Source organism: Flavobacterium sp. S87F.05.LMB.W.Kidney.N (assembly GCF_004366435.1).
In the GTDB taxonomy this organism is placed as follows: domain Bacteria; phylum Bacteroidota; class Bacteroidia; order Flavobacteriales; family Flavobacteriaceae; genus Flavobacterium.
This window is the reverse complement of the sequence record NZ_SODX01000004.1, coordinates 487709-512391: the sequence shown is the minus strand read 5'-3', so window position 1 is coordinate 512391 and position 24683 is coordinate 487709. Positions and strand designations below refer to the sequence as shown.

General features: G+C 35.3%; 20 protein-coding genes. 7 read left to right on the top strand and 13 right to left on the bottom strand.

Annotated elements, in window-relative coordinates:
- Positions 1 to 2 precede the first annotated feature (2 nt).
- The 4 genes from EDB96_RS14800 to EDB96_RS14785 form a co-directional block, all read right to left on the bottom strand.
- Complete coding sequence (locus EDB96_RS14800; RefSeq protein WP_134141668.1) at positions 3 to 2300, bottom strand: TonB-dependent siderophore receptor; 2298 nt, start codon at positions 2298 to 2300, stop codon at positions 3 to 5.
- A gap of 30 nt (positions 2301 to 2330) precedes the next feature.
- Complete coding sequence (locus EDB96_RS14795) at positions 2331 to 3026, bottom strand: ABC transporter ATP-binding protein (RefSeq protein ID WP_134141667.1); 696 nt, start codon at positions 3024 to 3026, stop codon at positions 2331 to 2333.
- A gap of 209 nt (positions 3027 to 3235) precedes the next feature.
- On the bottom strand, positions 3236 to 3586 hold the full coding sequence (locus EDB96_RS14790) for a hypothetical protein (RefSeq protein WP_134141665.1): 351 nt from the start codon (positions 3584 to 3586) through the stop codon (positions 3236 to 3238).
- A 150-nt stretch (positions 3587 to 3736) separates the two neighbouring features.
- Positions 3737 to 4171, bottom strand: coding sequence for a DUF1810 domain-containing protein (locus tag EDB96_RS14785; protein ID WP_057118335.1), 435 nt, complete (start codon positions 4169 to 4171; stop codon positions 3737 to 3739).
- A 371-nt stretch (positions 4172 to 4542) separates the two neighbouring features.
- On the opposite strand from EDB96_RS14785, the gene EDB96_RS14780 reads away from it, so the two are divergent.
- Positions 4543 to 5292: a 4-hydroxy-tetrahydrodipicolinate reductase gene (locus EDB96_RS14780; protein ID WP_134141664.1), complete on the top strand. Its 750-nt coding sequence runs from the start codon at positions 4543 to 4545 to the stop codon at positions 5290 to 5292.
- A gap of 208 nt (positions 5293 to 5500) precedes the next feature.
- Here the strand turns inward: EDB96_RS14780 and EDB96_RS14775 are convergent, their stop codons facing one another.
- From EDB96_RS14775 to EDB96_RS14755, 4 genes are all read right to left on the bottom strand, one after another.
- The gene (locus EDB96_RS14775) at positions 5501 to 6247 is read right to left on the bottom strand and encodes a succinate dehydrogenase/fumarate reductase iron-sulfur subunit (protein ID WP_134141663.1); all 747 of its coding nucleotides are present in this window, start codon (positions 6245 to 6247) and stop codon (positions 5501 to 5503) included.
- 248 nt (positions 6248 to 6495) lie between these two features.
- Positions 6496 to 8406: a fumarate reductase/succinate dehydrogenase flavoprotein subunit gene (locus EDB96_RS14770; protein ID WP_134141662.1), complete on the bottom strand. Its 1911-nt coding sequence runs from the start codon at positions 8404 to 8406 to the stop codon at positions 6496 to 6498.
- A gap of 77 nt (positions 8407 to 8483) precedes the next feature.
- Positions 8484 to 11402 carry a PQQ-dependent sugar dehydrogenase gene (locus tag EDB96_RS14765; RefSeq protein ID WP_134141660.1) on the bottom strand — a complete coding sequence of 973 codons (2919 nt, stop codon included), beginning with the start codon at positions 11400 to 11402 and terminating at the stop codon, positions 8484 to 8486.
- A 385-nt stretch (positions 11403 to 11787) separates the two neighbouring features.
- On the bottom strand, positions 11788 to 13065 hold the full coding sequence (locus tag EDB96_RS14755; protein ID WP_134141659.1) for an acetyl-CoA C-acetyltransferase: 1278 nt from the start codon (positions 13063 to 13065) through the stop codon (positions 11788 to 11790).
- Positions 13066 to 13304: 239 nt separating this feature from the next.
- Between EDB96_RS14755 and EDB96_RS14750 the strand changes: the two genes are divergently transcribed.
- A complete protein-coding gene (locus tag EDB96_RS14750; protein ID WP_134141658.1) occupies positions 13305 to 15698 on the top strand; it encodes a TonB-dependent receptor in 2394 nt (797 codons plus the stop codon).
- A gap of 95 nt (positions 15699 to 15793) precedes the next feature.
- On the opposite strand, the gene EDB96_RS14745 is transcribed toward EDB96_RS14750, so the two are convergent.
- The 5 genes from EDB96_RS14745 to EDB96_RS14725 form a co-directional block, all read right to left on the bottom strand.
- Complete coding sequence (locus tag EDB96_RS14745) at positions 15794 to 16816, bottom strand: LLM class flavin-dependent oxidoreductase (RefSeq protein ID WP_134141657.1); 1023 nt, start codon at positions 16814 to 16816, stop codon at positions 15794 to 15796.
- Between the two features lie 84 nt (positions 16817 to 16900).
- Positions 16901 to 17308, bottom strand: coding sequence for a DUF1634 domain-containing protein (locus tag EDB96_RS14740; protein ID WP_057118328.1), 408 nt, complete (start codon positions 17306 to 17308; stop codon positions 16901 to 16903).
- Complete coding sequence (locus tag EDB96_RS14735; RefSeq protein ID WP_134141655.1) at positions 17295 to 18131, bottom strand: sulfite exporter TauE/SafE family protein; 837 nt, start codon at positions 18129 to 18131, stop codon at positions 17295 to 17297. Before EDB96_RS14735 ends, EDB96_RS14740 begins: the two co-directional genes overlap by 14 nt.
- A gap of 356 nt (positions 18132 to 18487) precedes the next feature.
- Positions 18488 to 18922, bottom strand: coding sequence for a DoxX family membrane protein (locus EDB96_RS14730; RefSeq protein ID WP_134141653.1), 435 nt, complete (start codon positions 18920 to 18922; stop codon positions 18488 to 18490).
- A gap of 153 nt (positions 18923 to 19075) precedes the next feature.
- Positions 19076 to 19630 carry a GNAT family N-acetyltransferase gene (locus EDB96_RS14725; protein ID WP_134141651.1) on the bottom strand — a complete coding sequence of 185 codons (555 nt, stop codon included), beginning with the start codon at positions 19628 to 19630 and terminating at the stop codon, positions 19076 to 19078.
- 197 nt (positions 19631 to 19827) lie between these two features.
- Between EDB96_RS14725 and EDB96_RS14720 the strand changes: the two genes are divergently transcribed.
- The 5 genes from EDB96_RS14720 to EDB96_RS14695 all read left to right on the top strand — a co-directional run bounded on the left by EDB96_RS14720 (position 19828) and on the right by EDB96_RS14695 (position 24330).
- Entirely contained in the window at positions 19828 to 20841 is a 1014-nt protein-coding gene (locus EDB96_RS14720; RefSeq protein WP_134141649.1) for a zinc-binding alcohol dehydrogenase family protein, read from the top strand.
- 137 nt (positions 20842 to 20978) lie between these two features.
- Positions 20979 to 21365 (top strand): DoxX family protein, encoded by a 387-nt coding sequence (locus EDB96_RS14715; RefSeq protein WP_057118323.1) that lies wholly within the window; start codon positions 20979 to 20981, stop codon positions 21363 to 21365.
- Between the two features lie 312 nt (positions 21366 to 21677).
- Entirely contained in the window at positions 21678 to 22415 is a 738-nt protein-coding gene (locus EDB96_RS14705) for a type II CAAX prenyl endopeptidase Rce1 family protein (protein WP_134141645.1), read from the top strand.
- Between the two features lie 29 nt (positions 22416 to 22444).
- Entirely contained in the window at positions 22445 to 23614 is a 1170-nt protein-coding gene (locus tag EDB96_RS14700; RefSeq protein WP_134141643.1) for a sensor histidine kinase, read from the top strand.
- The gene (locus EDB96_RS14695; RefSeq protein ID WP_057118320.1) at positions 23614 to 24330 is read left to right on the top strand and encodes a LytR/AlgR family response regulator transcription factor; all 717 of its coding nucleotides are present in this window, start codon (positions 23614 to 23616) and stop codon (positions 24328 to 24330) included. Before EDB96_RS14700 ends, EDB96_RS14695 begins: the two co-directional genes overlap by 1 nt.
- The last annotated feature ends 353 nt before the right edge of the window (positions 24331 to 24683 follow it).

Sequence of the window (24683 nt, the reverse complement as noted above, 5' to 3'; positions counted from 1 at the left end):
AATTAAAATTTATAAGTTATGGTGAGGCTTACGTTTGTTGGACTTCCCGGAAACAAACGCAGGTAATTCTGCGCGCCCAGCCAATAGGTTTTATTCAAAAGATTGCCTGCGTTTACAGCAATCTGCATATTACTATTATTAGGTTTGTAATAAAGAGCAGCATCAAAAATGGTAAAATCTGGAAGTATAAAATCTCTTGTAAACCAAGGTACTTTACTGCTTTGATACTGCATTCCAAAACCAATTCCGAAATCATCCAGAGCAGAGTCAGAAGCAAAATTGTAGCGTGTCCAAAGATTGGCGCTGTTTTTTGGTGTATTCTGTTTTCGCTGTCCAATTAATGAGGAATTGGCATCATTTGTAATTTCCGCATCAATGTAACTGTATGAAGCATTAATCTGCCAGTCTGGAGTAATATATCCAGCCAAATCACATTCAAAACCACGGCTTCTTTCAGAACCTCTCGTTACCAATAAATCTGGGTTAGCAGGATCATTGGCGTTCATTAATATATTACGCTGATTGATTTCGTAAACAGCAGCATTAAAACTTACGGTATTATTGAAGAAAACAGCTTTTAGACCAACCTCTTTTAAATCACTTTCCAAAGGTTTGAAGAGACTTCCCGCAGGTAAACTTCCTGTCTGAGGCATTAAAGTAGTTGTATTGGACTGAGGCTGATAACCCTCCAAGTAAGTGGTGTATAGATTAATAGCATTATTAACAGCATACGTAACGCCAATTCTAGGCAGTAATGCAGATTTTTTAACTGTTATCTCGTTGTTCGTTTCATAATTGGTAATATCTTCGAACCATTCGTTTCTCAATCCTAATAAAAAAGTAAATTTTTCCCATTGAATCTGATCTTGAATGTAAACTGCGTTTGTTGTTGTAAGTGCAGACGGAAGCGCTGTACGAACATTTAAAACATAATCCTGTGTATTTCTTAAAGCGTAAGAAGGATTGTTTAAATCAAAGAAATTGACGTTTGGTTTGGGTAAAACAACACCGTTTACAGTTACAGTTTGGTAATTTGATGCATTTGCAGGAACAAAAGTACTCGCCACAGTTCCGTCATTTAATAAATAACCTCTCGCAGCATTTTGCCCGCCGCCGATGTTCTTGTTCCAGCTGCTTAAATCGTAACCACTTAATAGTTTATGATTGAGTTTGCCTGTTTTAAAATCAAAATTTAAATAAGCGCTTAGATTATCGATATCCCAATATTGCTGGCGCTGCACAAACTGCATCATTGCCAGACTCGTAACTGGCTGATTGTTCATGTCTACAGCAAAACCATTGGTGGTACGATGTTCTTGCAGGTTCTCTGTCCAGGTTTGTTTCATATACGAAGCATTGAAACCAATTTTTGATGTGAATTTATGAGCAAAATTGGTCATCAAAATCATTTCTTTCGATTTAAAAAAGTCTCCTGAATCGCCTAGATTGAGACTTATTGGCGTTGTAAGTAAATTGGTTTTACCTGCAACAGCTCCAAAAATCGGTTGTCCGCGGTCTAGAACTCCAGTCATGTCGCTTAAAATCAGCTCCGTATTGATTGCTGTTTTTTCATTCGGAATATAACTAAAAGAAGGAGAAATCAAAAAGGACTTATTATTGACTAAATCCCGAAATGATTTGGCTTCCTGATACGCTCCGTTGACACGATACAAAAGTGTTTTCGATTCGTTTAACGGACCTGTGAAATCAAGTGTTCCTCGTAAAGTACTAAAACTACCAACAGTTAGACTAACTTCCTTTCGGTCTACTGCCAAAGGTTTCTTGGTCACCATATTAATACTTCCGCCAGGATCGACAGAAGAAAATGTAGCACTCGACGGACCTTTGATTATTTCAACTCTTTCAATATTACTAGTTAAAGGTTGTAAAAAATAGTATTGTCTGGTTCGCATTCCGTTTATAATCTGTCCTTCTTCATTTTGACTTATACCGCGAATCGTATATTGATTGTAATAACTGGCCGGAATTACACCGCTGGCCATTTTTACTACATCAGCAAGATAAATCGCTCCCTTATCGGCAATTAATTCTTTGGTAATAGTCGAAATAGACTGCGGAATATCTTTATTTAAGGCAGCAGTTTTGGTTGCCGAAAAAGAGTAGTCGCTATTGTATTTTCGCGTTGAGCGTCCTACAATCTCAACAGTCTGCAATTCGTTTCGCTTGGTTTCCAGTTCAAGAGAATCCTTAATGATGCTGTCTCTAACTTTTTGATTGCTTTGCGAATGGACAATAGAAAAAGTGCTTACTAAAAATAGTAAGGAAAGTAAATGTTTCATTTTTATCGAGATGGAAATCAGTATTTCCTTTTAAACAGTTTGTAAATACAAATCTTCCAATTCGTTTGCAGAGATTTTTGAGGCTTCAATTACGGTAACTAGATTTCCCTGCTTCATAATTCCGATATGAGACGCCACTTCGCGCGCTCTGAAAATGTCGTGAGTTGCCATTAAAATTGCCGTTCCATCTGCAGAAAGCTCTTTTAAAATTTGAGAAAATTCATTAGAAGCTTTTGGATCTAAACCGCTTGTGGGTTCGTCCAATAAAAGCACTTTAGCTTTTTTAGCAATTGCAATTGCAATTCCGACTTTTTGACGCATTCCTTTAGAATAACCGCTGAGATTTTGGTCGTGTGCTTTGGTCTGAAGTCCAGCTTTGTTTAAAAAATATTCCAGTTCACCTTTTGAATATTTGAAACCTGCCAGCGAGGAGAAAAATTTAAGATTTTCTATACCCGTTAAATTCGGATAAAGCATGACAGTTTCTGGAATATAGGCGACAAATTCTTTAGTAGTTTTTGCGTTTAATGTAACGGGAATATTATTGATAGTTAAAGATCCTTCTGAAGGTTCTATAAACCCTAGAAATAAATTAATAGTAGTTGTCTTTCCGGCACCATTCTGCCCTAAAAGAGCAAATATTTCACCTTCATTAATAGTTAAGTTTAAAGCATTTAAAGCAGTGTAATCACCATATTTTTTGGTTAGATTTTCGGCTGTAAGCATAATTATATTATTTGGATTTGGATATATTTTGAAAATGACAGCATTCTAAGCTATAGGAATAGGCTAGAATTCTGAATAGTTTTAAATGAGGGAAATTTACAGCGGTTTATTCGCGAAAGCGCAGATAGAGAAAGGAGCAAATAAGATCTCTTTGCACTAATCTTTAATTTGAAAACAAAGATTTGACTCGATAAAATAAAACTAGTAAACTAAAATAGAGCAGGAGGAGCTCGTAAAGCAAATAAGCTTCCTTTGAAGAATGTTGAAACTGATTTGGTATAAGTAAATACCAGTTTAGTTTCTACATATGTTTTTTGAAAAATGACAGTCTGAAAAGCATTTGGAATGAATGTGCTGAAAGAAAAATGACAAACATGACATTTTGTATCAGTAGAATGACTGTGTGTTATTTGTTTCTGATTGGCACTTGAATGATGCTGACAAGGTCTTTCTGAAAGTTGTTTAAAAAAATGTTCATAAGAGTGCACAGTTTGAAACAGCATTGCGCACAATACTGCAAAAGATGCTATGAAATTTACAACTACGATTCTCCTTTTCATTCAGTGGTATTTCTGTGCAAAACTAAGTATCTAATACTGAAATAAGTAATTGCAACAATGTTGCAAATATAGATATCTTATTTTTAAATATTCCAAAAAGCTGTTATTTTTTATACAAATTTAAAGTCAAAGCCTTTAAATACAACCAATTTACAGGTTATTGTACAACAGCTGAAGTGTATGAAAATCAGACGATCCATCAAAATATTTATGCAGAACTTCTTGAAAGATAGGTTCTGAATTTTGAACACTTGCAAAAAGTGTCATGGAGGATTGCAGTCTTTCGGCATCAGTACTTCCGAATATATCGTTTACCTTTTCTTTTTCTTTTTTGATTAATTCGGCTGTAATTTCAACCAAATGTTTACCTAAAATTGGATGTTCAAGAAAAGCAATTGCTTCGTCGGCATTTTTAATTTCATAAAATTTAGAAGTATCACTTGAACCCATTCCTTTTATTTGTGGAAAGATAAACCACATCCATGGAGATTCTTTTTTGCCTTTTTTTATTTCGTCTAGAGCTGTTAAATACAATTTGTTCTGAGCATCTAAAAATCGGACTAATTCATTTTTATTGTAAGCCATTATTTACTGATATTAACTTGGGGTACCAGGCTGTAAATCTACTGAAAATATGTTTAGTTGTATATTACCAAATCCTTTTTTTAAGGTATTTTTTATGTATGAAATTAGCTTAAAAAAGATACTTTTCAGTGAGAAAAATTACTTCAAATTATCTCATCAAAAAAATTTCATTAGTAATAAAAAACCGACTAACAACTTCATTTTTTGTTATAAAATCTAAATTTCGTTGGCAGTTCTGTTATGATTTTCCTATTTTTACTCAAATAGCAGTTTGAAAACTGTTTTTATGAATTAAAATTCGAATTGATATTTACCACTTTACAGTATCAATTTTTTCTAACGAGCCCTTCGCTCATCAAAAACAAATGCTTATGAAAATAGGATTAATCGGATTCGGAAAAACTGGAAAATCAGTAGCTTCAATATTATTAGAAAATAAAAAATTCTGCTTAGAATGGGTTTTAAGACAAAGTACAACTTTAGAACACAGATCGGTGCCTGAATTTTTTGGAGTGCAGTCAGACGAACCCGGCTTAATCTATTCTAGTTTCAAAACGCCTATTGAAGAATTGCTGGAAAGCCATCCAGTAGATGTCATTATAGATTTCTCTTCTCATCAGGGAATTTACACATATGGTGAAGCCGCCGCAAAAAAGAACATCAAAATAATTTCGGCAATTTCACATTATAAAGACAAGGAATTGCAGTTTCTAAAAAAGTTAGGTCAGAAAACAACTGTTTTTTGGTCGCCGAATATTACTCTCGGCGTTAACTATTTATTATTTGCCGCTAAATTTTTGAAGAAAATTGCGCCGTGGGTTGATATTGAAGTAAATGAAGAACATTTTAAAGCTAAAGAAGGAACTTCGGGAACTGCCATTAAAATTGCAGAAGCGCTCGATGTAGATAAAGAGAACATCAATTCTGTGAGAGCTGGAGGTATAGTTGGAAAACATGAAGTAATTTTTGGTTTTCCTTTTCAAACGGTTCGAATTATACACGAATCAATTTCTAGGGAAGCTTTTGGAAACGGAGTAATTTTCGTAGCAGAAAACATCAAAGAAAAAGAAAACGGATTGTACAATTTTGAAGATATCTTGACACCTTATTTTGTGGTTTAAGATTTTTGGTTTGCCACAAAGACACTAAGGGAGAAAGTTTTCTCTCATTTTTGTCATTTCGATCCCGAGGCTTCGGGAGAGAAATCCCCGCAAGTGACTCCGCAAAGTTAATCCAATTTGTAGGGCTTCTAACGGAGATTTCTCTCCCGAAGCCTCGGGATCGAAATGACAATTAATACGTTTTATTTTAAATAATAAATTGACAAATTTATTTCCTAAAAGCTAAAGCTTTCATATATTCCAGATTCATTTTAGCAATTGAAAGCACCGAAATTCCCTGTGGGCATTCGATTTCACAAGCGCGTGTATCAGAGCAGGCTCCAAAGCCTTCTTCATCCATTTTCTTTACCATTGTAATGGCACGTTTAGAAGCCTCTACTTTTCCTTGTGGAAGCAAAGCTAAGTGTGTTATTTTGGCACCTACAAATAAAGCGGCGCTGGCATTTTTGCATGAAGCCACACATGCCCCGCATCCAATACAAGCAGCGGCATCAAAAGCTTCTTCTGCAGTTTCATAAGAAATCGGAATACTGTTAGCCTCAGGCGCCTGACCTGTAGATGCGCTAATAAAACCTCCAGCTGCTATAATAGAGTCAAAAGCTTTTCGGTCTATTTTTAAGTCTCTTAAAACAGGAAATGCTTTGGCGCGAAAAGGTTCAATATAAATGGTATCGCCATCTTTAAAACTTCTCATGTGAAGCTGGCAGGTTGTAGTATTTTTTAAAGGACCATGAGCTCGTCCGTTAATCATCACACCACACTGACCGCAGATACCTTCACGACAGTCGTGATCAAATTCGATAACACGCTCACCTTGCTGAATAAGAGATTCGTTTAAAAGATCCAGCATTTCTAAAAAAGACATATGTTCAGACACTTCATCAATTTCATAATCTATCATTTCTCCTTTTGATGAAGTATCAAATTGACGCCAAATTTTAAGATACAGCTTCATGTTTTTTTGTTTTTTAGTTTTCAGTCTCGGTTTTCAGTCTCAGTTTTCAGTCTCAGTTTTCAGTCTCAGTTTTCAGTCTCGGTTTTCAGTCTCGGTTTTCAGTCTCGGTTTTCAGTCTCGGTTTTCAGTCTCGGTTTTCAGTCTCGGTTTTCAGTCTCAGTTTTCAGTCTCAGTTTTCAGTCTCGGTTGCAGTTACAATTTCACAATTCACAACTCACAACTCACAATTTACAATTCACAATTCACAATTATTTATAGCTTCTCACAGCCAGTTCAACCGATTCAAATACCAAAGGTTCTTTGTGTAACTCAGGCTCTTGATTATTTCCTTTCCATTCCCAAGCCGAAACGTAACAGAAATCTTCATCATTGCGAACAGCTTCGCCATCTGGAGTTTGGTATTCTTCCCTAAAATGTGCGCCGCAGGATTCTTCACGTTGTAAGGCATCGTAACACATTAATTCAGCCAATTCAATATAATCGGCGATTCGTCCTGCTTTTTCCAATTCGCTGTTTAAAGTATTATCGCCGGTAATTCGAAGATCTTTTTCAAAAGAAGATTTGAGTTCTCTAATTTCAATTATCGCTTCTTCAAGTTTTTCCCTGCTTCTCGAAAGTCCGCATTTCTCGTATAATAAACGTCCGATTTTTTTATGAAAGTAATCTGCAGAAAGCGTTCCGTTGGTATGTAAAAAACGATCTAATTGTCTTCTAACGCTTTTTTCCGCTTCATCAAAAGCAGGATGGGAGATGTCAAATTTTGGCGCGTTTAATTCGCCAGCCAAATAGTTCGGAATCGTATAAGGCGCAATAAAATAGCCATCTACACAGGCTTGAAGTAACGAATTTGCTCCAAGACGATTAGCACCATGATCTGCAAAGTTCGCTTCGCCTAAAGCAAATAATCCAGGAATGGTGGTCATTAATTCATAATCAACCCAAAGTCCGCCCATTGTAAAATGCGCCGCCGGCGAAATCAGCATGGGTTCTTTATAGGCGTTAATGCCGGTAATTTTTTCATACATCGCAAAAAGATTGCTGTATTTGGCTTCTATTTTATCTTTTCCCTGGGCATTAATGGCATCAGAAAAATCGAGATAAATCGCATTTTTCATTGGACCCACGCCATGACCTGCATCGATTCTTTCTTTTGCAGCTCTTGACGAAATATCTCTTGGAGCCAGGTTTCCAAATGAAGGATAACGGCGCTCTAAATAATAATCTCGTTCTTCTTCTGGAATTAGATTTGGATCACGGTCATCGGCAGCCTTTTTAGGAACCCAGATTCGCCCGTCATTTCGAAGCGATTCTGACATCAAAGTCAATTTGGACTGATTTGCTCCGTGCTGCGGCAATGAAGTAGGATGGAACTGAATCCAGCTTACACCTGCCATAAAAGCGCCTTTTTTATGTGCACGCCAAATTGCTGAACTATTGCAGCCCATTGCCAAAGTAGACAAATAATATACTTTTCCGTAACCTCCAGAAGCTAAAACTACCACGTCTGCAGCATGGCGTTCTAAAATTCCTGTTTCAAGATTTCTTGCAATTATACCTTTGGCTTTGCCTTCAATAACTACTAGTTCAAGCATTTCATGGCGTGTGTACAAAGCTACTTTTCCCAAAGAGGCCTGCCGTTCTAATGCTTGATAAGCACCCAGTAAAAGCTGCTGTCCCGTTTGACCTCTGGCATAAAAAGTCCGTGAAACTTGAACGCCTCCAAAAGATCTATTATTCAAATAACCAGCATATTCTCTTGCAAATGGAACGCCCTGAGCGACTGCATGATCGATGAGAGCAGCAGAACATTCCGCTAAACGATACACATTGGCTTCTCGGGATCTAAAATCTCCGCCTTTAATGGTATCATAAAACATTCTAAAAGTGCTGTCACCGTCATTTTTGTAGTTTTTAGCCGCATTTACACCACCTTGTGCGGCGACAGAATGCGCACGTCTAGGAGAATCCTGAAAACAAAAAGACTTTACATTATAACCTTGTTCAGCCAGCGATGCGGCACACGAAGCGCCTGCAAGTCCAGTTCCGACTACAATAACATTCAGTTTTTTTCTATTTGCAGGATTTACAAGCTTTGCTTTTGCCTTGTAATTATTCCATTTTTCTGCAAGTGGACCTTCTGGTATTTTTGAGTCTATCATTTTTTTTACGGTTTAAAATGAACTTGTCTTTTAGAAGCTGTAATTTACTACAAAAAAATGAATTTTTAAGGCTGATTTTATTGTTTACTGATAGAAATTGCTTTAGAAGCAGCATTTGTTTTTACAAAATAGATTCCCGTTGGATGTTCTGAAATAGAAATTAAATTTCCTTTTCCTTGTTTTACCTTAGTTCCTAAAGGCGAATAAACAGTCCATTCTAATTCTTTAGATAAGTGGAATATTCCTGTTGAAGGATTTGGAAAAACAATGATTTTATTGGATTCTCCATTTGGATTTTCAACACCAAGACTGCAATTATGCACCATGTAAGCAATTTCTTTTTTATTGTTTCCAATGGTATTGCTAACCGTTAATGAAACGGTTTTTGTTCCTTCGGTTGAATAAATTACGCTGTGAGGACCAATTCCTGTTGCAGTTGCGGGTGTCGCATTTTCACCAAAATTCCACACATAATTATCAACAGTTCCAACCGAAACAGAAGTAAAAGTAACGGCAGTATTAAGGCATCCCATTTGGGTATTAACTTCAAAATCTGCAATTGGTGCAGTTGTGCTTCCCGTTAATACAAATTCCATTTTATTAACGTTGATGTCGCCTTCTTCAAAAAATAAAGTAATCACACGCGCCCCCTGCGTTAAAGGAATGTTTGGAATGGTAACTGTCTGCCAAGCCTGAAAGCCAGTAGTATTTGGAATATTTACCGTTCCAGTTACATTTACACCATCGACTTCAAGATGTAATTTTCGGGTATTATAAGGCGATGCGACTCTTAGATTGATATTATAATTTCCTGTTGTATTTACTCTTGCAGTGTATTTTAGCCATTCGTTTTTAGCCACATACGCAAGATTAAATCCGCCTTCGCTGCAAGCTTCAGTTCCTACGCCATCGCCAGCTCTGTAAGCTGTGTCACCGCCGCCATTGCTGTCAAAATAAGCACTTGGACCAACGTCATAATTTTCAGCTTCGATAATGCCTGGAATTTGAGCTATTATTCCTAAATAAGGTGCGTTTGGAAGTGTTGTTGCCGTATAAACAGCTGTGTAAACTGCGGTTCCTATTGCAGGTGCTTTGAAGGTTTGATTAGCCGCTCCGCCATGATCCCAATGATCAAAGTCATATCTAATGTTTCCAACATATTGCGGAGTTGGAGCATTTAATGTCTGCAAAGAGGCATTGGCTACAACTTGTTTTGTTGATGGTGCTGTAACTGGTTTTTGGTTGAATTCTAAAGCCAATAGAGCAGGAGAGCTTGTTACAGTTACATCGACTAAATTTGGTTTAATGTCTACAAAGGTTGATGCTGTTAAGCCATTGCTGTCGGTTACTTTTACTGTAAAGCGATACCAAACATTTGGTGTTTTTTCGCCTTGATTAGATGCTGTAAAATCACCAGATTTTACGCCTTGCGGACTTGCACCAGGATGTGAATGCCCAGCTCCTGGAATATCTTCGTGGAAAAGATCAATATTCCATGAAAATGCACTTGCTGGTAATGTTCCATCTTCAATATCTGTTGCTGTTGCTTCAAAATGAACTACATCATCGGCATTCCATTTTAAAGTTGGTAAAGGAGAAACAATCGTAACTGTTGGAGCATTACTAAATGGTGTTACTGTTAACGTTGCAGGATTACTGGTTACATTGCCTGCAGTATTGCTAACTATCACTCTATAAGCACCTGCATTTGCTGTTGTAACATTCGAAATGGTATAAGAAGCAGCATTTGCTCCCGAAATATTTACATTATTAAACTGCCATTGATAGGAAAGCCCAACGCCGCTTGCAGAAACCGTAAAAGTTACAGGAGTAGTCTGCATAATACTTTGAGAAACAGGATGATTTACTATTGTTGGCGCAGCAGTTTCTATATAATCGAGTTTAATTAGCGAACCATTATTTCCGTAAGCGCAATAATAAATATAACCATCGTTGCCTAACATCATTCCGAGTGCTTGCTGGTGTGGTGCGGTATAAAACTCAGTTGAAACTGGATCTGGAATATTAGGATCGAAAGATCGAATAGCATTTCGAAGAAAATCTTTTATAATAAATTTTCCCTGAAGATCAGGATAACGAGGCGTTGTTGGATTGTATAATAAGCCATTGGTCAAAGCATTTCCGATACTTCCGGTTGCATAAGTAAATATCGGATTGGTAAATAAATTGGTTTCTGTTTGTTTTCCATCGCCGCCTTGTGGGTGTCCCCAGGCATAATTGCGAATTGCTGGATTGCTGATTTCGTTTACTTCTTCCCATGAAGTTCCAACATCCAGTACAAATAATTTATTGGCTGTAGTATTGGCAACTAATCTCCAAGGATTTCTAAATCCATAAACCCAGATGCTTTGTCTTTGTACAGAACCAGTTCCATAATATGGATTTCCAGGCGCGGGCAGACCGTCTTCTGTTAGCCGAAGAATTTTTCCTTTATAAGTATCAAGATCTTGTGAGTTTGTATTTTGCTGACTATCTCCAACGGTTACATATAGAAATCCGTTAAAGAACTTTAAATCACCACCATTATGAAATCCGCCGCCAATAGGTTCTAAAAGTAGAATTTCCTGTCTGCTAACTACTTGATTAGCATTGTCGATTTTGACTCTCTCAATACGATGTCGGATTACACCGCCGTCGTTAATGGCGTAGAATACATAAATGTAACCATTTGTGGTAAAGTTTGGATGCAGGGTTAATCCAAGTAAACCTTGTTCATTGTCCGTTACAGTAGTTACGGTAAAAACAGTCGAGACAGCATTGTTTTGAAATACTTTGACAATTCCGCCTCTTTCTGCAATAAAAATTCTTCCATCAGAAGATTGTTCCAGTGCGAGCCCTTCTTTAATGACCGCTGTAGGAGCTAGGTTTTGGGTAATATATTGTGAATAGGATTGCAGCGAAAGTAATAAAGCAAAAATTGATAAGAAATAATTGAACAATCGCTTTTTGATATTAAAGGGTAGATTTTTTCTCATAATTATTCAGAATTTAGATGATTTGGGTATTTCAAATTTAATCTTTTTCTGTACAATATATTGATCTTCAAATGTTATGTTTTTTACATATTGAGTATCATAATGTCAAAACACGAGAAACGCTGCGATGACAAATTTGCTGTAAAGTTTTTGTAGTGTTTTAGTTTTTAGCCAAAAGGTTCCACAGAAGGAACTACAATTCCTGATTTCACAGAAAATGTATTGGCGAAAGCCTTATCTTCTGTTGAAGAATTTGCTTTTTAAAAATTTAGTAAGATTCTTTTTTACATATTAAACCCGGCAGGTTTTTAAAACCTGTCGGGTTTATTTTATCTATCATCAATTTCTCTTAATGCTTTTTATAAATATTCATTTATTTATTTATTTATTTCTCAATTATCATAGTAACTCCTTGTCCGCCGGCTGCACAAATAGAGACAAAACCTCTTCCAGAACCTTTTTCGTTCAGCAATTTTGCCATTACACCAATAATTCTTCCGCCAGTTGCAGCAAAGGGATGAGCGGCTGCTAAGCTGCTTCCTTTTACGTTTAATTTATTTCGATCGATAGCTCCTAAAGCTTTTTTTAAACCAATCGATTCGCTGAGTTCTGGACTTTCCCAAATTTTTAAAGTAGCTAAAACCTGTGCGGCAAAAGCTTCGTGAATTTCATAGTAATCAAAGTCCTGAAGATTTAATCCTGCTTTTTCGAGCATTCTGGAAGCAGCAAATAGTGGAGCTAATAAAAGATTCTGCTGATTTTTAACGTATTCGATAGCAGCAATTTCTGCAAACGTAATGTAAGCCAAAATAGGAAGCCCTTGTTCTTTTGCCCATTCTTCGCTTGCTAGAAGAATACAAGAAGCCCCATCTGTTAAAGGCGTAGAATTTCCTGCTGTCAAAGTGCCGTTTACTTTATCGAAAGCTGGATTTAGCTTGGCTAATTTTTCAATTGTACTGTCTTTTCTTAAATTATTATCTTTTTCTAATCCGTTGAAAGGCGTAATCATATCATTAAAAAATCCCTCATCATAAGCTTTTGCCATATTCAAGTGACTTTTTAAAGCAAATTGATCTTGATCTTCTCTTGAAATTTTATAATGTTTGGCAGTGATTTCAGTATGCCCGCCCATTGAAAGTCCAGTTTGCGATTCTTCATTTTTAGGAACTAACGGACTGAAATCTTTTGGGCGAAGTTTTAGAAATAATTTGATTTTTTCTCCCAATGATTTTGCTTTTCTAGCATCTAATAATATTTTTCTAAGCTTTTCGCTGACAGCAATCGGCATATCACTAATAGAATCGACACCACCTGCAATTCCAGATTCAATTTGTCCCAGGGCAATTTTATTAGCGATATAAACTGCGCTTTCAATTCCAGTGTCACATGCCTGCTGTAAATCGCACGCAGGAGTTGCAGGATCAAGACTAGTCTGCATCACACATTCGCGGATCAAATTATTGTCATAGGTATGTTTAATAACCGCTCCGCCAGCAACTTCGCCTAATAATTTTCCTTTCAGCCCGTATTTATCAATAAGACCAGTGAGTGCTGCGGTCATCATTTCTTTATTGCCAACATTCGAATAAGCCGTATTGGCTCTTGCAAAAGGTATTCTATTGTAACCTACAATGGCTACTTTTCTTATTGTATCTGGCTTCATGTCAATATTTTATTAAGTGAATTTTGTGTTGAATTTGGAATCATAAAGATAAAAAGAGATTCTGTTATAAATACTTAACCTAGATTAATTTATCAGGAAATAACTTAATAAGGCTGTTTGAATCTAATTTTACTGCTGATTTTTTATAAATTGTTATATTTATTTAGAACGGATAAAAATAATTTGGAAAACCGAATATTTGAAATTACTTTTGCCCAGCAATTTAAAATCAAACCAAAATGAAAATAATTTTTAATAAAGGAGTTTACATTTTTGCGCTTCTATTATGTTCGATAACTATGATGGGACAGGACTTTGGAAAAGTAGCAGGTAAAATTTCTTTAGGTGGTAACACTGCTGCCGAAAATATAGCTGTAACACTAAAAGGGACTAAATATTCTGATGTTACGACTGTTTCAGGACAATATGAAATTACGAGAGTAAAACCAGGAAATTATACTATTGTAGTTCGTGCGGTGGGAATTGCTCCAGTGGAAGCCAATATTGTAGTGACAGCAAAACAAACTACGACTAAAAACTTTTCGTTAAACGAAAGTCAGGAAGATCTTCAGGAAGTTGTAATTACGAAAAACAAATACAAACAGGATAAACCATCAATGTCTTTGCGTCTTCAGACACCAGTGCTTGAAATTCCGCAAAACATACAAATTGTAAGTGCTCAAACTTTAAAAGATCAGCAAATTACAAGTATGAGCGATGGAGTAATCCGTAACGTGAGCGGTGCTGTGCGTTTGGAACATTGGGGAGATTTGTATACCAATATTACCATGAGAGGTTCACAGATTCAGGCATTTAGAAACGGATTTAATGTTGTTTCTTCTTTCTGGGGACCATTGACAGAAGATATGAGTTTTGTAGATCATATCGAATTTGTGAAAGGGCCGGCTGGATTTATGCTTTCGAGCGGAGATCCAAGCGGACTTTATAATGTGGTGACTAAAAAACCAACAGGCGTTACAAAAGGAGAAGTTAGTGCTTTGGTTGGAAGCTATGATTTTTACAGAGTAAGTGTAGACCTTGACGGAAAATTAGATAAAAAAGGAAAATTATTATACCGTTTTAATGGAGCTGCACAAAAGAAAGGTTCATTCCGTCCGTTTGAGCATAATGACCGTTACGTAATTGCTCCAGTAATTTCGTACCAATTTGATGACAAAACAAAATTGACATTTGAATACAATTTTCAATATGCAAACATGACAGAAGTTGGCTCTTATTATGTTTTTGGACCTAAAGATGGTGGTTATGCTACACTGCCGCGTGATTTCACTATGACAGCGCCAGGTTTACCAGATACCAACATACAAGATCACAGCGGGTATTTGCAGTTTGAACATAAATTTGATGATAACTGGAAGTTAACGGCTCAGACGTCTTATTTTAAATACATTCAACAAGGTTATAGCTCATGGCCAAGTACTGTTGGTTCTGACGAAAATGCGCTTGGAGCAGGGAATATTATTAGAAATGTTGGTATTTGGGATGCAGAAAGTAATATGTATTTAGGACAGATTTTCGTTAATGGAAAATTCAATACAGGTAGCGTTTCGCACAAAATATTAGGAGGAATAGATTTAGGAAGTAAAGATTACATGGCAGATTGGGGACAATCTCATGATTTAGATACTGCTGCAAGTCCTTTCAATGTATATAATCCAAATTATGGCACACCTTCTAACGGTTATCCTGCTTTCGATCATGAAACTCCTTTAAGCCAGAGAGCAGGAGGACTTTATGGTTCAGAATATGCAGCTGGATATATTCAGGATGAACTTGGTTTTTTTCAAAATAAATTAAGATTGACTCTTGCTGCAAGATACACTTGGATTAGCCAGACTAGCGCCTATGATGTACCTCAAGAAGACAGCCACATTACACCTCGAGCAGGTTTAAGTTATTCTATTACTGATGATTTTGCGGTTTATGGGCTATATGATCAAGCCTTTACACCTCAATCTGGAATTACTCAGAATGGAGATCCTATAAAACCGCTCACAGGTAATAACATTGAATTTGGTATCAAAAAAGACTGGTTTGATGGCTCATGGAATACTACTTTGTCTGCTTACAGAATTATAAAGAAAAATGAGCTCACTGCCGATCCAACAAATGGACCGAATGATATTTATAAAGTTATCTTGGGAGAAAAAAGGGCAGAAGGTTTGGAGTTTGATATTAGAGGAAAACTTTTTGACGGTCTTAATTTAATTGCCAACTATGCTTTTACAGAATCTATTGTAACAGAATCAAGATTAACTAGTATTACTGTTGGAAGTACAGTTCCGGGATATGCTAAACATACAGCAAACGCCTGGTTAAATTATACAGTCCAAAACGGAAAATTAAAAGGTTTTGGCGCTTCTATTGGAGGAACTTTCCTTGACGGCCGCCAGACAGATACTTGGAGTGAAGGTCTTCAAAAACTGCCATCTTATTTTAAACTTGATGGAGGTTTATCTTATGAAACAGGGAAAGTTAAAGTTACAGCAAACGTATTTAATATCTTAGACAAATACTTATACAGCGGTTCGTACTACAAATGGCTAGAGGCTTATTATTGGCAGGCAGAACCTGGAAGAAACTTTAGAGTGGGGGTTACTTATAAGTTCTAGGATTTAGTTATAAGTTATGAGTTATGAGTTAGGATTGAAGTTATTAGTTTCAATTCATAACTCATAATTCATAATTCACAATTCACAATTCAAAACTATCCCTTTCTAATTAAAGGAATTAATTTTGTTCCAATTAATTCTATGGCATTCATTAATTGTTTGTGTGTTAATCCGGCGTTGTCCATTTGAAAAGTAAATCGATCTACACCTCCAAGTGCTTCACTGTGGCGCAGGATTTTCTCTGCAGCTCTTTCTGGACTTCCAACAATTAAAACACCTAAGTCATCAATTAATCCGTCAAATTTATCTTTTGTAACTGGAGGCCAGCCGCGTTCTCTTCCTAATTTAGTCCATAACTCCGCATAACCTGGATAATAATCTGCAATGGCACTTTCTGTTGTTGAACCAATATATCCTGGCGAATGCAATCCCACTTTTAATTCTTCTGGTTTATATCCTGCAGCTTGTCCAGCCTGACGGTATAAATCAATTAAAGGTTTAAAACGATGTGTTTGTCCGCCGATAATGGCAACCATTAGCGGAAGTCCAAGCGAACCTGCCCTAATAAAAGATTCAGGTGTTCCGCCAACTCCAAGCCAAATCGGTAATTTTTCTTGTAAAGCTCTCGGATAAACAGGAAGATTATTAATTGCCGGGCGAAATTTTCCTTCCCAAGTCACAAATTCATTATCGCGAATCTGTAAAAGTAAATCTAATTTTTCGCTGAAAAGCGCATCATAGTCATTTAGATTATATCCAAAAAGGGGATAAGCTTCAATAGAAGAACCACGGCCTACGACAATTTCTGCTCTTCCCTTTGAAACCAAATCCAAAGTTGCAAAACTCTGGTACACCCGTACAGGATCTGCAGCACTCAAAACCGAAACAGCACTTGCCAAACGTATATTTTTTGTTCTGGCTGCCGCCGCACTTAAAATTACTGCTGTTGCAGAATCTAAAAACTCTTTTTTATGATGTTCTCCAATTCCGAAAACATCAAGGCCAACCTGATCTGCAAATTCAATTCTTTGTAATAACTGCTCCATAGCATCAACACTCCTCAAAGTGTTATTATCTCCATACATTGCCGAAGCAAAACTGTCTATTCCTATTTCCATATATTTTTTGATTTTGCTTTAGGCAATAAGCTTTAAGCATTTTAGGAAGGCCTACAGCCTATAGCTTAAAGCCTATTGCGAATATTAATGTGAGAATCCGAATGAAATACTGATAATGATGATCGTAATTACAATTAATGTTATCCCCACATATAGATAATCCTTTTCTACTAAAAATGAAAATAACGAAAGTAATACACGTAAAACGGGTGTCATGAACAGCAAAATAATTCCTGTAAAAATCAATGATTCTCCATTTCCTTGAATTGCTCCATTGTAAATATCTGCGATTACTTCAAATATATTGCGGTCGTTTTCCTTGAAAACAGAGTAATCTTCTATTTGGCTTCCATTATGCATTAAATACACAATTCCTCCCATAAAAGCTACGGCTAACGAAATCCAGACCCCATAACGAAGTAAGTTTCCTATGATTGACTGAAAGTCTTTTTCTCCAAATTTTTCTTCTTGTACCATATTAGATTTTTCCATTTAGTCCGTTATAAATCATATTTACTGCCAAAACGAAAATCAGACAGGCAAAGAAGATTCTCAATTTTTTTGGATTGGTACGCACTAATATTTTAGCACCTGCCATAGCTCCAAACAAAACACCAATTACAACCGGCATACAAATCCCAGGTTCAATATATCCTTTTTGAATATAAATGACAGAACTCGCCATTGCTGTAACACCCATCATAAAGTTACTGGTTGTGGTGGAAACCTTAAACGGAACTCTCATAATATTATCCATTGCAATTACTTTAAAAGCACCAGAACCAATTCCGAGTAAACCAGACATCATTCCTGCAATTCCCATCATGCTGAAACCTCCTAAAACATTTTTGGTTCCGTAGTGAATAATTTCTCCGTCATGAGAAGGATAAGTACCGTCTAATTTTAATTTTTTAGCCAGCGGACTAGATTCTAAAACAATATGTTCTTCTTTTTTTCGAAGTGAATTAATAGCCGAAAAAATCAAGGTTAAACCAAACAAAACAGCTATAAAAGAAGTAGGAGCGATAGTAGAAAGCAGCGCGCCACAAACAGCACCAATAGTGGTTGCGATTTCGAGAAAAATCCCCATTCGCATATTGGTAATTCCTTCTTTTACATAAGCTGCCGCAGAACCTGAAGAAGTTGCAATAACGGAGACCAAAGCGGCTCCAATAGCATAATGAATGTCGACTCCGAGAATAATAGTAAGAAGCGGAATAATTATAATGCCGCCTCCCAAGCCTGATAATGAACCGATAAAGCCTGCTAAAAAAGCACCTAGAATCATTATAAGCGTAAAGGTAAGTATTGTCATTAAGATATGTTTTTGTATCTGCTAATTTACGAATACAAATTTGTTCGAAACAGCATTATGACCTTAAATATACCTTAAAAATGTTTTTTTAGTTTATGGTTTATGGTTTATAGTTGATGGTTGATGGTTGATGGTTGATGGTTAATAGTTTATAGTTTATAGTTTATAGTTTATAGTTTATAGTTTATAGTTTATAGTTTATAGTTGATAGTGTTAAGTCCTTAGTCCTTAGTTTGAGTGTATGGTTTTAGTTTTATTTGGATTAGCAATCATCAACAATTAATAAATTGACCATCAACCATCAACAATTAACCATTAACCATTAACCATTAACCATTAACCATTAACCATTAACTCTAAATTCTATTATCAACTGCGTAAGATGTTTTACCAATATTAGCCAGCAGTAAAGCTGAGGCAGCGCTTGTCCAAACCGAATAATCGAAAGGTGCTTTTACCGAAACCGAAACAGCCATAGCAAAACCAAAGAAAAACAGTAAAAAAGCAGTTCCTAAAGCCGCAATTCGAGTTTTAAAACCAAAAATCAATAAGAGACTTAATATGACTTCGAAGAAAGTGGCCGCAATGCCTAAAATTTCCGCTGTCGCTTTGTTGGTATAAGGATTTAAGGTCTGGGTATAAATAACGAAGTTGTCCCAATTTCCCCAGGCTACTGCATTGGAGCCAGGTGCGCCCCAAAGTCCAAATCGATCAGCTACGGCTGAAAGCATTGTGATTGCTAAAACTATTCTTAAAATTAAACCTGCTTCTAATAGGGTTATGTTTTTCATTCTATTACTAATTTATTTCAATATCATTCAACGAATTTCTTTTTAAAAATTAAAAAAAGATCGCCTGGTTATTTTTTAATAACGGCAGAATCAACGTCAAATTGTTCGAAATAATCGTTAAAATGCATAAAAAAGGATAGAGGTTACTCTATCCTAACTTATTTGAAGATGCTCAAGCCTCTTGCCAACTAAAGTTTTTTCTCCCACGATCTTAAAACCGAGTTTTAAATAAAGGTTCTTTGCCAGCGGATTATCTTCTTCAACCAATAAACCCAATGTTTGTTGTTTGGTATAAACATATTCTTTAATTAGAAACTGAAGTATTTTAGAACCAATTCCTTTTCCTTGATGATTCGGATTAACGCCTAGCGAATCAATGTAGAATTCTCCTGCGCGGGTTTCAAACTCTGGATCAAATATCGGGTTATAATGATTTCTAACGTATTCAATTATTGGAATTCTTAATATTTCTAAATCTGTACCATCATAAACATTTACCGCGCCAATGATTTCATTATGCTCTTCTGCTACGTAACAATTTTGATAAGAATACTGATTGTTTTCCCTTTCAATAAAGTGCAGCAGAAAATCTTTCGCGGAAGCGTAATCTTCTTTTGCAATAAACTTATAAATGATATCCTCCATTGCTAATAATAAAATTGGAGCAATATTTTCTGCATCTGATTTTTCGGCTTTTCTGATATTCATTTTGAAAGAATTTTAATAAGCAAATTTAAGGCTTTATTTAAATACATAGAAGCATAGTCTTCTTTTCTGTTCCCAAATTTGAGTGAAACAAAATCCTTATTGCAGAAATTTTACCGATATTGTATCAAAATATACCAATTATACATTTTTAACTAGACCTATCTTTGTATTATACTTTAATTAAAAAAAATTAAGTCATGAAAGCAATTGGATTCAAGTCATCACTACCCATAGAAAATCAAGAAAGTTTTATCGAATTTGAAGCGTCAAAGCCAATACCTGGTGATCGCGATTTATTAATAAAAATCGATGCAGTTTCGGTAAATCCAGTAGATTTTAAAATTCGTCAGAGCAGTGCAAAAGATACAGTTCTAGAAACACCCAAAATTATTGGCTGGGATGCTGTTGGTATTGTACAGGCAGTTGGAGAAAAAGTTACACTATTTGAAATTGGAGATCTAGTATATTACGCAGGAGATATTACCAAACAAGGTAGTAATGCGGAATATCAAATAATCGACGAAAGAATTGTTGGCAAAAAGCCACAATCACTAAGTATCGAGGAAGCGGCTGTAATTCCGCTGACAGCTTTAACGGCTTGGGAAATTTTATTTGACAGAGTTAGAATTAGCGAAGAAAAAGACAAAGGGAAATCAATTTTAATCATTGGAGGAGCAGGAGGAGTAGGTTCGATTGCAATTCAACTGGCCAAGAAAATTGCAGGTTTAACCGTTATTGCAACAGCGTCTCGTCCAGAAACAATTGACTGGTGCAAACAGCAGGGCGCCGATTTTGTAGTAAATCACAAAGACTTGGTTTCTTCTGTCCGTGAAGCTGGTTTTGAAAATGTAGATTTTATTTTAGACTTTGTAGACACCAACGCCTATTGGGATACAATGGTAGAATTGATCAAACCACAAGGACATATCGCTTCGATTACTGGAAGCAGTGATCCTGTTGTGTTAAACAAATTGAAAAGTAAAAGTGCCTCTTTTTCTTGGGAACTAATGTATACACGCTCGATGTACCAAACAGAAGACATGATCGAACAGCATCATATTTTAAATAAAGTTGCTGATTTATTAGATGAAGGCGTGCTAAAAACAACTTTAAATTTAACACTAAACGGACTAACTGCTGACAATTTTAAAAAAGCACATCAGCTTTTAGAATCGGGTAAAACGATTGGAAAAATTGCAATTAAATTTTAAAAAATAAGCACTAAGATAGCTGGAGATAGTTATGTAGAATGTTTTAAATAATAAATTTGAAACCTAACAAAATTTTGTATTTTAGTTGTCTTGCAAGTCAAAAATGCAGGTAAATTTTAAACCAAAACTAAATTGTTATGATTTCAAAAAACACAGACTTAGGATTATTAGTATTACGTATCAGCATCGGTGGATTAATGCTTTTTCACGGAGTTTCAAAAATCCTTCATGGAATTTCTTTCCTTGTAGAAAACATGGGAACATTTGCATATGCTGTTTATATTGGTGAAGTTTTAGCTCCGATTGCTATCTTAGTAGGATTTAGAACTAGAATTGCAGCGGTTATTTTTGCCATCAATTGTATAACAGCCATTGCAGTAGCACATGCACAAGATATTTTCTCTATAAGTGATCATGGAGGTTATGCTAATGAACTATTAATGCTTTATCTTTTAGGTGCAATCGCATTATTTTTTACTGGGGCTGGCAAATACGCCGTTTCGAAAACCAATAATTGGGACTAAACTCAAACAAAATATATAAAAAGCTCTAAATTAAAGTTTAGGGCTTTTTTTGTGAATTAAAAATTATGAATTTAAAAATTAAAGATCACTATCAACCACAAACCACAAACTACGAACCGCAAACTACAAACTACGAACCCCAAACTACGAACCCCCAACCATCAACCACCAACCATCAACCATCAACCATTATCTCTTATCGTATGAAAGAATGTTTTCACGGAGAAAAGTACTATTTCTACCGATCAGACTTTTAGTTGATATACTCTCGATATACTTTTGATTAAAATTAAAACCTTAAAAATCAAAATTATGTCACCATTATCACCGCTTCTCTGGATCTTATTAATTTCTCCTTTTGTTGTTATTGCACATTTCAAAACAGAAAAAACAAATTATAAATACTTAGCGTTTTTTGTTCTTTATTTTCTTAGCGATATGCTATTGCAGCATTACGGAAAAGAGCTGTTGCCCTTAGATTTCCTTGGATTAAAGTTCAATTGGTCAGGAAAAATTTTGAGTTTAGTTTTATCTTTAATTATACTATTTTCAGTTTCAAAAGAAGAAAGAATCAAAATCGGATTTACTGCTCAAACCAATCCAAAAACCACTTTAAAATTTGGTTTACTGATGTTTATTGGCTTTACATTATTTGACATAGTTTTTAAACTGATATTGTTTCCAAAAGGAGGAACATTCGATTTAGAAACTTTTATTTTTCAAGCGACAATGCCTGGATTAACAGAAGAAATTGCTCTTAGAGGAATATCGCTATGGCTTTTAAATAAGGCTTTTGCTCCAAAATGGAATTACCGTGGTGTCGAATTGGGCTGGTCATTTATAATTATTACCATTTTATTTGGCGTTTCGCACGGCGCGGTTTTAGATCAGGATTTTCATTTAAAGTTTGACATCATTACAATTGTGTATCTTACTTTAATCTCTTCTTTTAGTTTAGGAGTTCTTAGGGTTTTTTCAGGGAATTTAATCTTTTCAATCCTTGGCCACAACATAATTAATTTAATCAATGCAGTTATTAGAATTTTATAAAAAGTTATATTTGAAACTGCTTTACAATTATGCCAAATACCACAACAACTTCAGGATATTTTTTAGACAAACTTGTGTCTTTAAACTTTGATCAGTTTTTTACTAAAAGAAATCGGGTTTTAATGCACATTTGCATGTGGCTGGGGTTTTCTATTTTACTTTTTTTGAGTTATGTAATTGGATACCATTTGGTTTATTTTGATGCTATTCTTCTAACTTTCCGAATGGCAGCAGTAAATATCATTGTATTTTATATGCTATTTTATCTGCTGCTCCCCAAGATTTTTTCGGGAAACAAAACCAGAATTATAATTCTTTTATTAATGCTTTTTCCGCTTTCGATTTTTGTCTGGATGGCAGCAACATACTTTTTCTCCTTGTTTTATTATACCCTAGGTCTGGAAATTACTTTTGGGGAATTAAAAGGAGTAATTAAAATGAGCGCAGAACAGACCTTTTTGGAGGCAGTTTCATTAAAAAGAATGCTTTCGCAGACAATCATTATTATTTCGCTTCTTTCGCCTTTTTGTTTTGCTAAAATTTTAGTTGAAATTACGAGGCTTTACAATAAAAAATTTCAAATTCAGAAAGAAAAAACAGCTTTAGAAATTCAGAATATTCAAATTGAAAAAGATTTTTTGAAAGCACAGCTTAATCCGCATTTTTTGTTTAATACCTTGAATAATTTGTATGGACTTACAGTTAGAAAAGACAATCTCGCTCCAGAATTAATTCTGAATTTGTCTGATATTATGAGTTATACTTTGTATGAATCTAATACAGATATCGTTCGTCTGGAAAAAGAATTGGATTTTATAAAAAATTACATCGCTTTAGAAAAAATGCGTTATGCCGATGATAAAGATATTCAGGTAAATATTGAAGGAGAAAACCAAACAGCAGGACTTTTTATCGCACCGCTTTTGACTTTTACTTTCATTGAAAATGCTTTTAAATATGGCTTAAAAAGCACTAAAAAGGCATTTGTAAAGCTGGATATAAAAATTGAAAACAATACCTTTTGGTTTTCTTTAGAAAATGATTTTGAAGAAAGTCCTGCGGTTAATAATTTTGGTGGAATAGGAGTAGAGAATTCCCGTAAACGATTAGAGCTCCTATATTCGAACCATTATAAATTAGAAATTAAAAAACAAGATTCGTCTTTTAAGGTCGATCTAAAAATAGTTTTAAGAAAGTAATGGAAAACTTAAAATGCATTGTCGTTGATGACGAACCAATTGCGAGAGATATTATAGAATCTTTTATCAGCGAAATTCCATTTTTGGAGCTGCAGGCTTCATTTGGCGAAGCTTCTAAAGCCTTAATATATCTGGAGGAAAATACTATTGATATTATTTTTAGTGATATCGAAATGCCCAAATTCACAGGTTTAGAATTGGTACGATCGCTTACAAATCCACCAGTCCTTATATTTATAACGGCACATCGCAATTTTGCTTTAGACGGATTTGAAACCGGCGCAGCAGATTATTTGGTAAAACCCGTTCGTTTTGATCGTTTTTTAAAAGCGGTCAATCGTGCAAAAGAATATCTTTCGTTAAAGAAAACAACCTCAGTGCATCAAATCAATTCTGATCGTATTTTTATAAAATCAGAAGGAAAACTGATCAAGATTCTGCTCAATGAAATTCTTTATGTAGAGGCGCAGGGCGATTATTTAAAATTTGTAATTAATGGCGCTTCTTACATCACTTTAGGAACATTAAAAGCAATGGAAGACGTTTTGAAGCTTCCAGCCTTCTTTCGCGTACAGCGTTCTTTTATTTTAAATCTCGAAGCTGTAAGAAGCCTCAACGGAAATGTAGTGGAGTTAATCGACGGAAAAACAATTTCGACTGCTCTGAATAAAAAAGACGATCTATATCAATTATTGGGAATTAAAACCATAAAGTAAAGCAGCTAGACATATATTTATATCTTACATAACGCAAAAAATGTTGATTTATCTAAATTAAATTTATTGTAATGTTTTTGTTTAAATAAGTTTATTTAATTTATTGGTAATTAGATTTTTGGTTTTTAAATTTAATAAGATATTTTGTTTTAAAATATATGCCAATAGAAGGTTTAGCATTGGAGCTGATTACGAAGTTTATATTCTTTTAGCATGTAAAAATTATTAAACAAGCATTTTTTTAGTTTTGAAGTGGTTTTTAAAACTGACAGAAGGTTTATTGTATAATTTATTACTGTAATTTATTGCTGAATGATGGGGAGGGAATAGCTTGGATTAATGCCGTAGATTAG

What these genes read in the sequence shown, in the direction of transcription:
- EDB96_RS14800 (WP_134141668.1), bottom strand. Translation starts at nt 2,300, where the DNA reads ATGAAACATTTACTTTCCTTACTATTTTTAGTAAGCACTTTTTCTATT.
- EDB96_RS14795 (WP_134141667.1), bottom strand. Translation starts at nt 3,026, where the DNA reads ATGCTTACAGCCGAAAATCTAACCAAAAAATATGGTGATTACACTGCT.
- EDB96_RS14790 (WP_134141665.1), bottom strand. Translation starts at nt 3,586, where the DNA reads ATGAAAAGGAGAATCGTAGTTGTAAATTTCATAGCATCTTTTGCAGTA.
- EDB96_RS14785 (WP_057118335.1), bottom strand. Translation starts at nt 4,171, where the DNA reads ATGGCTTACAATAAAAATGAATTAGTCCGATTTTTAGATGCTCAGAAC.
- EDB96_RS14780 (WP_134141664.1), top strand. Translation starts at nt 4,543, where the DNA reads ATGAAAATAGGATTAATCGGATTCGGAAAAACTGGAAAATCAGTAGCT.
- EDB96_RS14775 (WP_134141663.1), bottom strand. Translation starts at nt 6,247, where the DNA reads ATGAAGCTGTATCTTAAAATTTGGCGTCAATTTGATACTTCATCAAAA.
- EDB96_RS14770 (WP_134141662.1), bottom strand. Translation starts at nt 8,406, where the DNA reads ATGATAGACTCAAAAATACCAGAAGGTCCACTTGCAGAAAAATGGAAT.
- EDB96_RS14765 (WP_134141660.1), bottom strand. Translation starts at nt 11,402, where the DNA reads ATGAGAAAAAATCTACCCTTTAATATCAAAAAGCGATTGTTCAATTAT.
- EDB96_RS14755 (WP_134141659.1), bottom strand. Translation starts at nt 13,065, where the DNA reads ATGAAGCCAGATACAATAAGAAAAGTAGCCATTGTAGGTTACAATAGA.
- EDB96_RS14750 (WP_134141658.1), top strand. Translation starts at nt 13,305, where the DNA reads ATGAAAATAATTTTTAATAAAGGAGTTTACATTTTTGCGCTTCTATTA.
- EDB96_RS14745 (WP_134141657.1), bottom strand. Translation starts at nt 16,816, where the DNA reads ATGGAAATAGGAATAGACAGTTTTGCTTCGGCAATGTATGGAGATAAT.
- EDB96_RS14740 (WP_057118328.1), bottom strand. Translation starts at nt 17,308, where the DNA reads ATGGAAAAATCTAATATGGTACAAGAAGAAAAATTTGGAGAAAAAGAC.
- EDB96_RS14735 (WP_134141655.1), bottom strand. Translation starts at nt 18,131, where the DNA reads ATGACAATACTTACCTTTACGCTTATAATGATTCTAGGTGCTTTTTTA.
- EDB96_RS14730 (WP_134141653.1), bottom strand. Translation starts at nt 18,922, where the DNA reads ATGAAAAACATAACCCTATTAGAAGCAGGTTTAATTTTAAGAATAGTT.
- EDB96_RS14725 (WP_134141651.1), bottom strand. Translation starts at nt 19,630, where the DNA reads ATGAATATCAGAAAAGCCGAAAAATCAGATGCAGAAAATATTGCTCCA.
- EDB96_RS14720 (WP_134141649.1), top strand. Translation starts at nt 19,828, where the DNA reads ATGAAAGCAATTGGATTCAAGTCATCACTACCCATAGAAAATCAAGAA.
- EDB96_RS14715 (WP_057118323.1), top strand. Translation starts at nt 20,979, where the DNA reads ATGATTTCAAAAAACACAGACTTAGGATTATTAGTATTACGTATCAGC.
- EDB96_RS14705 (WP_134141645.1), top strand. Translation starts at nt 21,678, where the DNA reads ATGTCACCATTATCACCGCTTCTCTGGATCTTATTAATTTCTCCTTTT.
- EDB96_RS14700 (WP_134141643.1), top strand. Translation starts at nt 22,445, where the DNA reads ATGCCAAATACCACAACAACTTCAGGATATTTTTTAGACAAACTTGTG.
- EDB96_RS14695 (WP_057118320.1), top strand. Translation starts at nt 23,614, where the DNA reads ATGGAAAACTTAAAATGCATTGTCGTTGATGACGAACCAATTGCGAGA.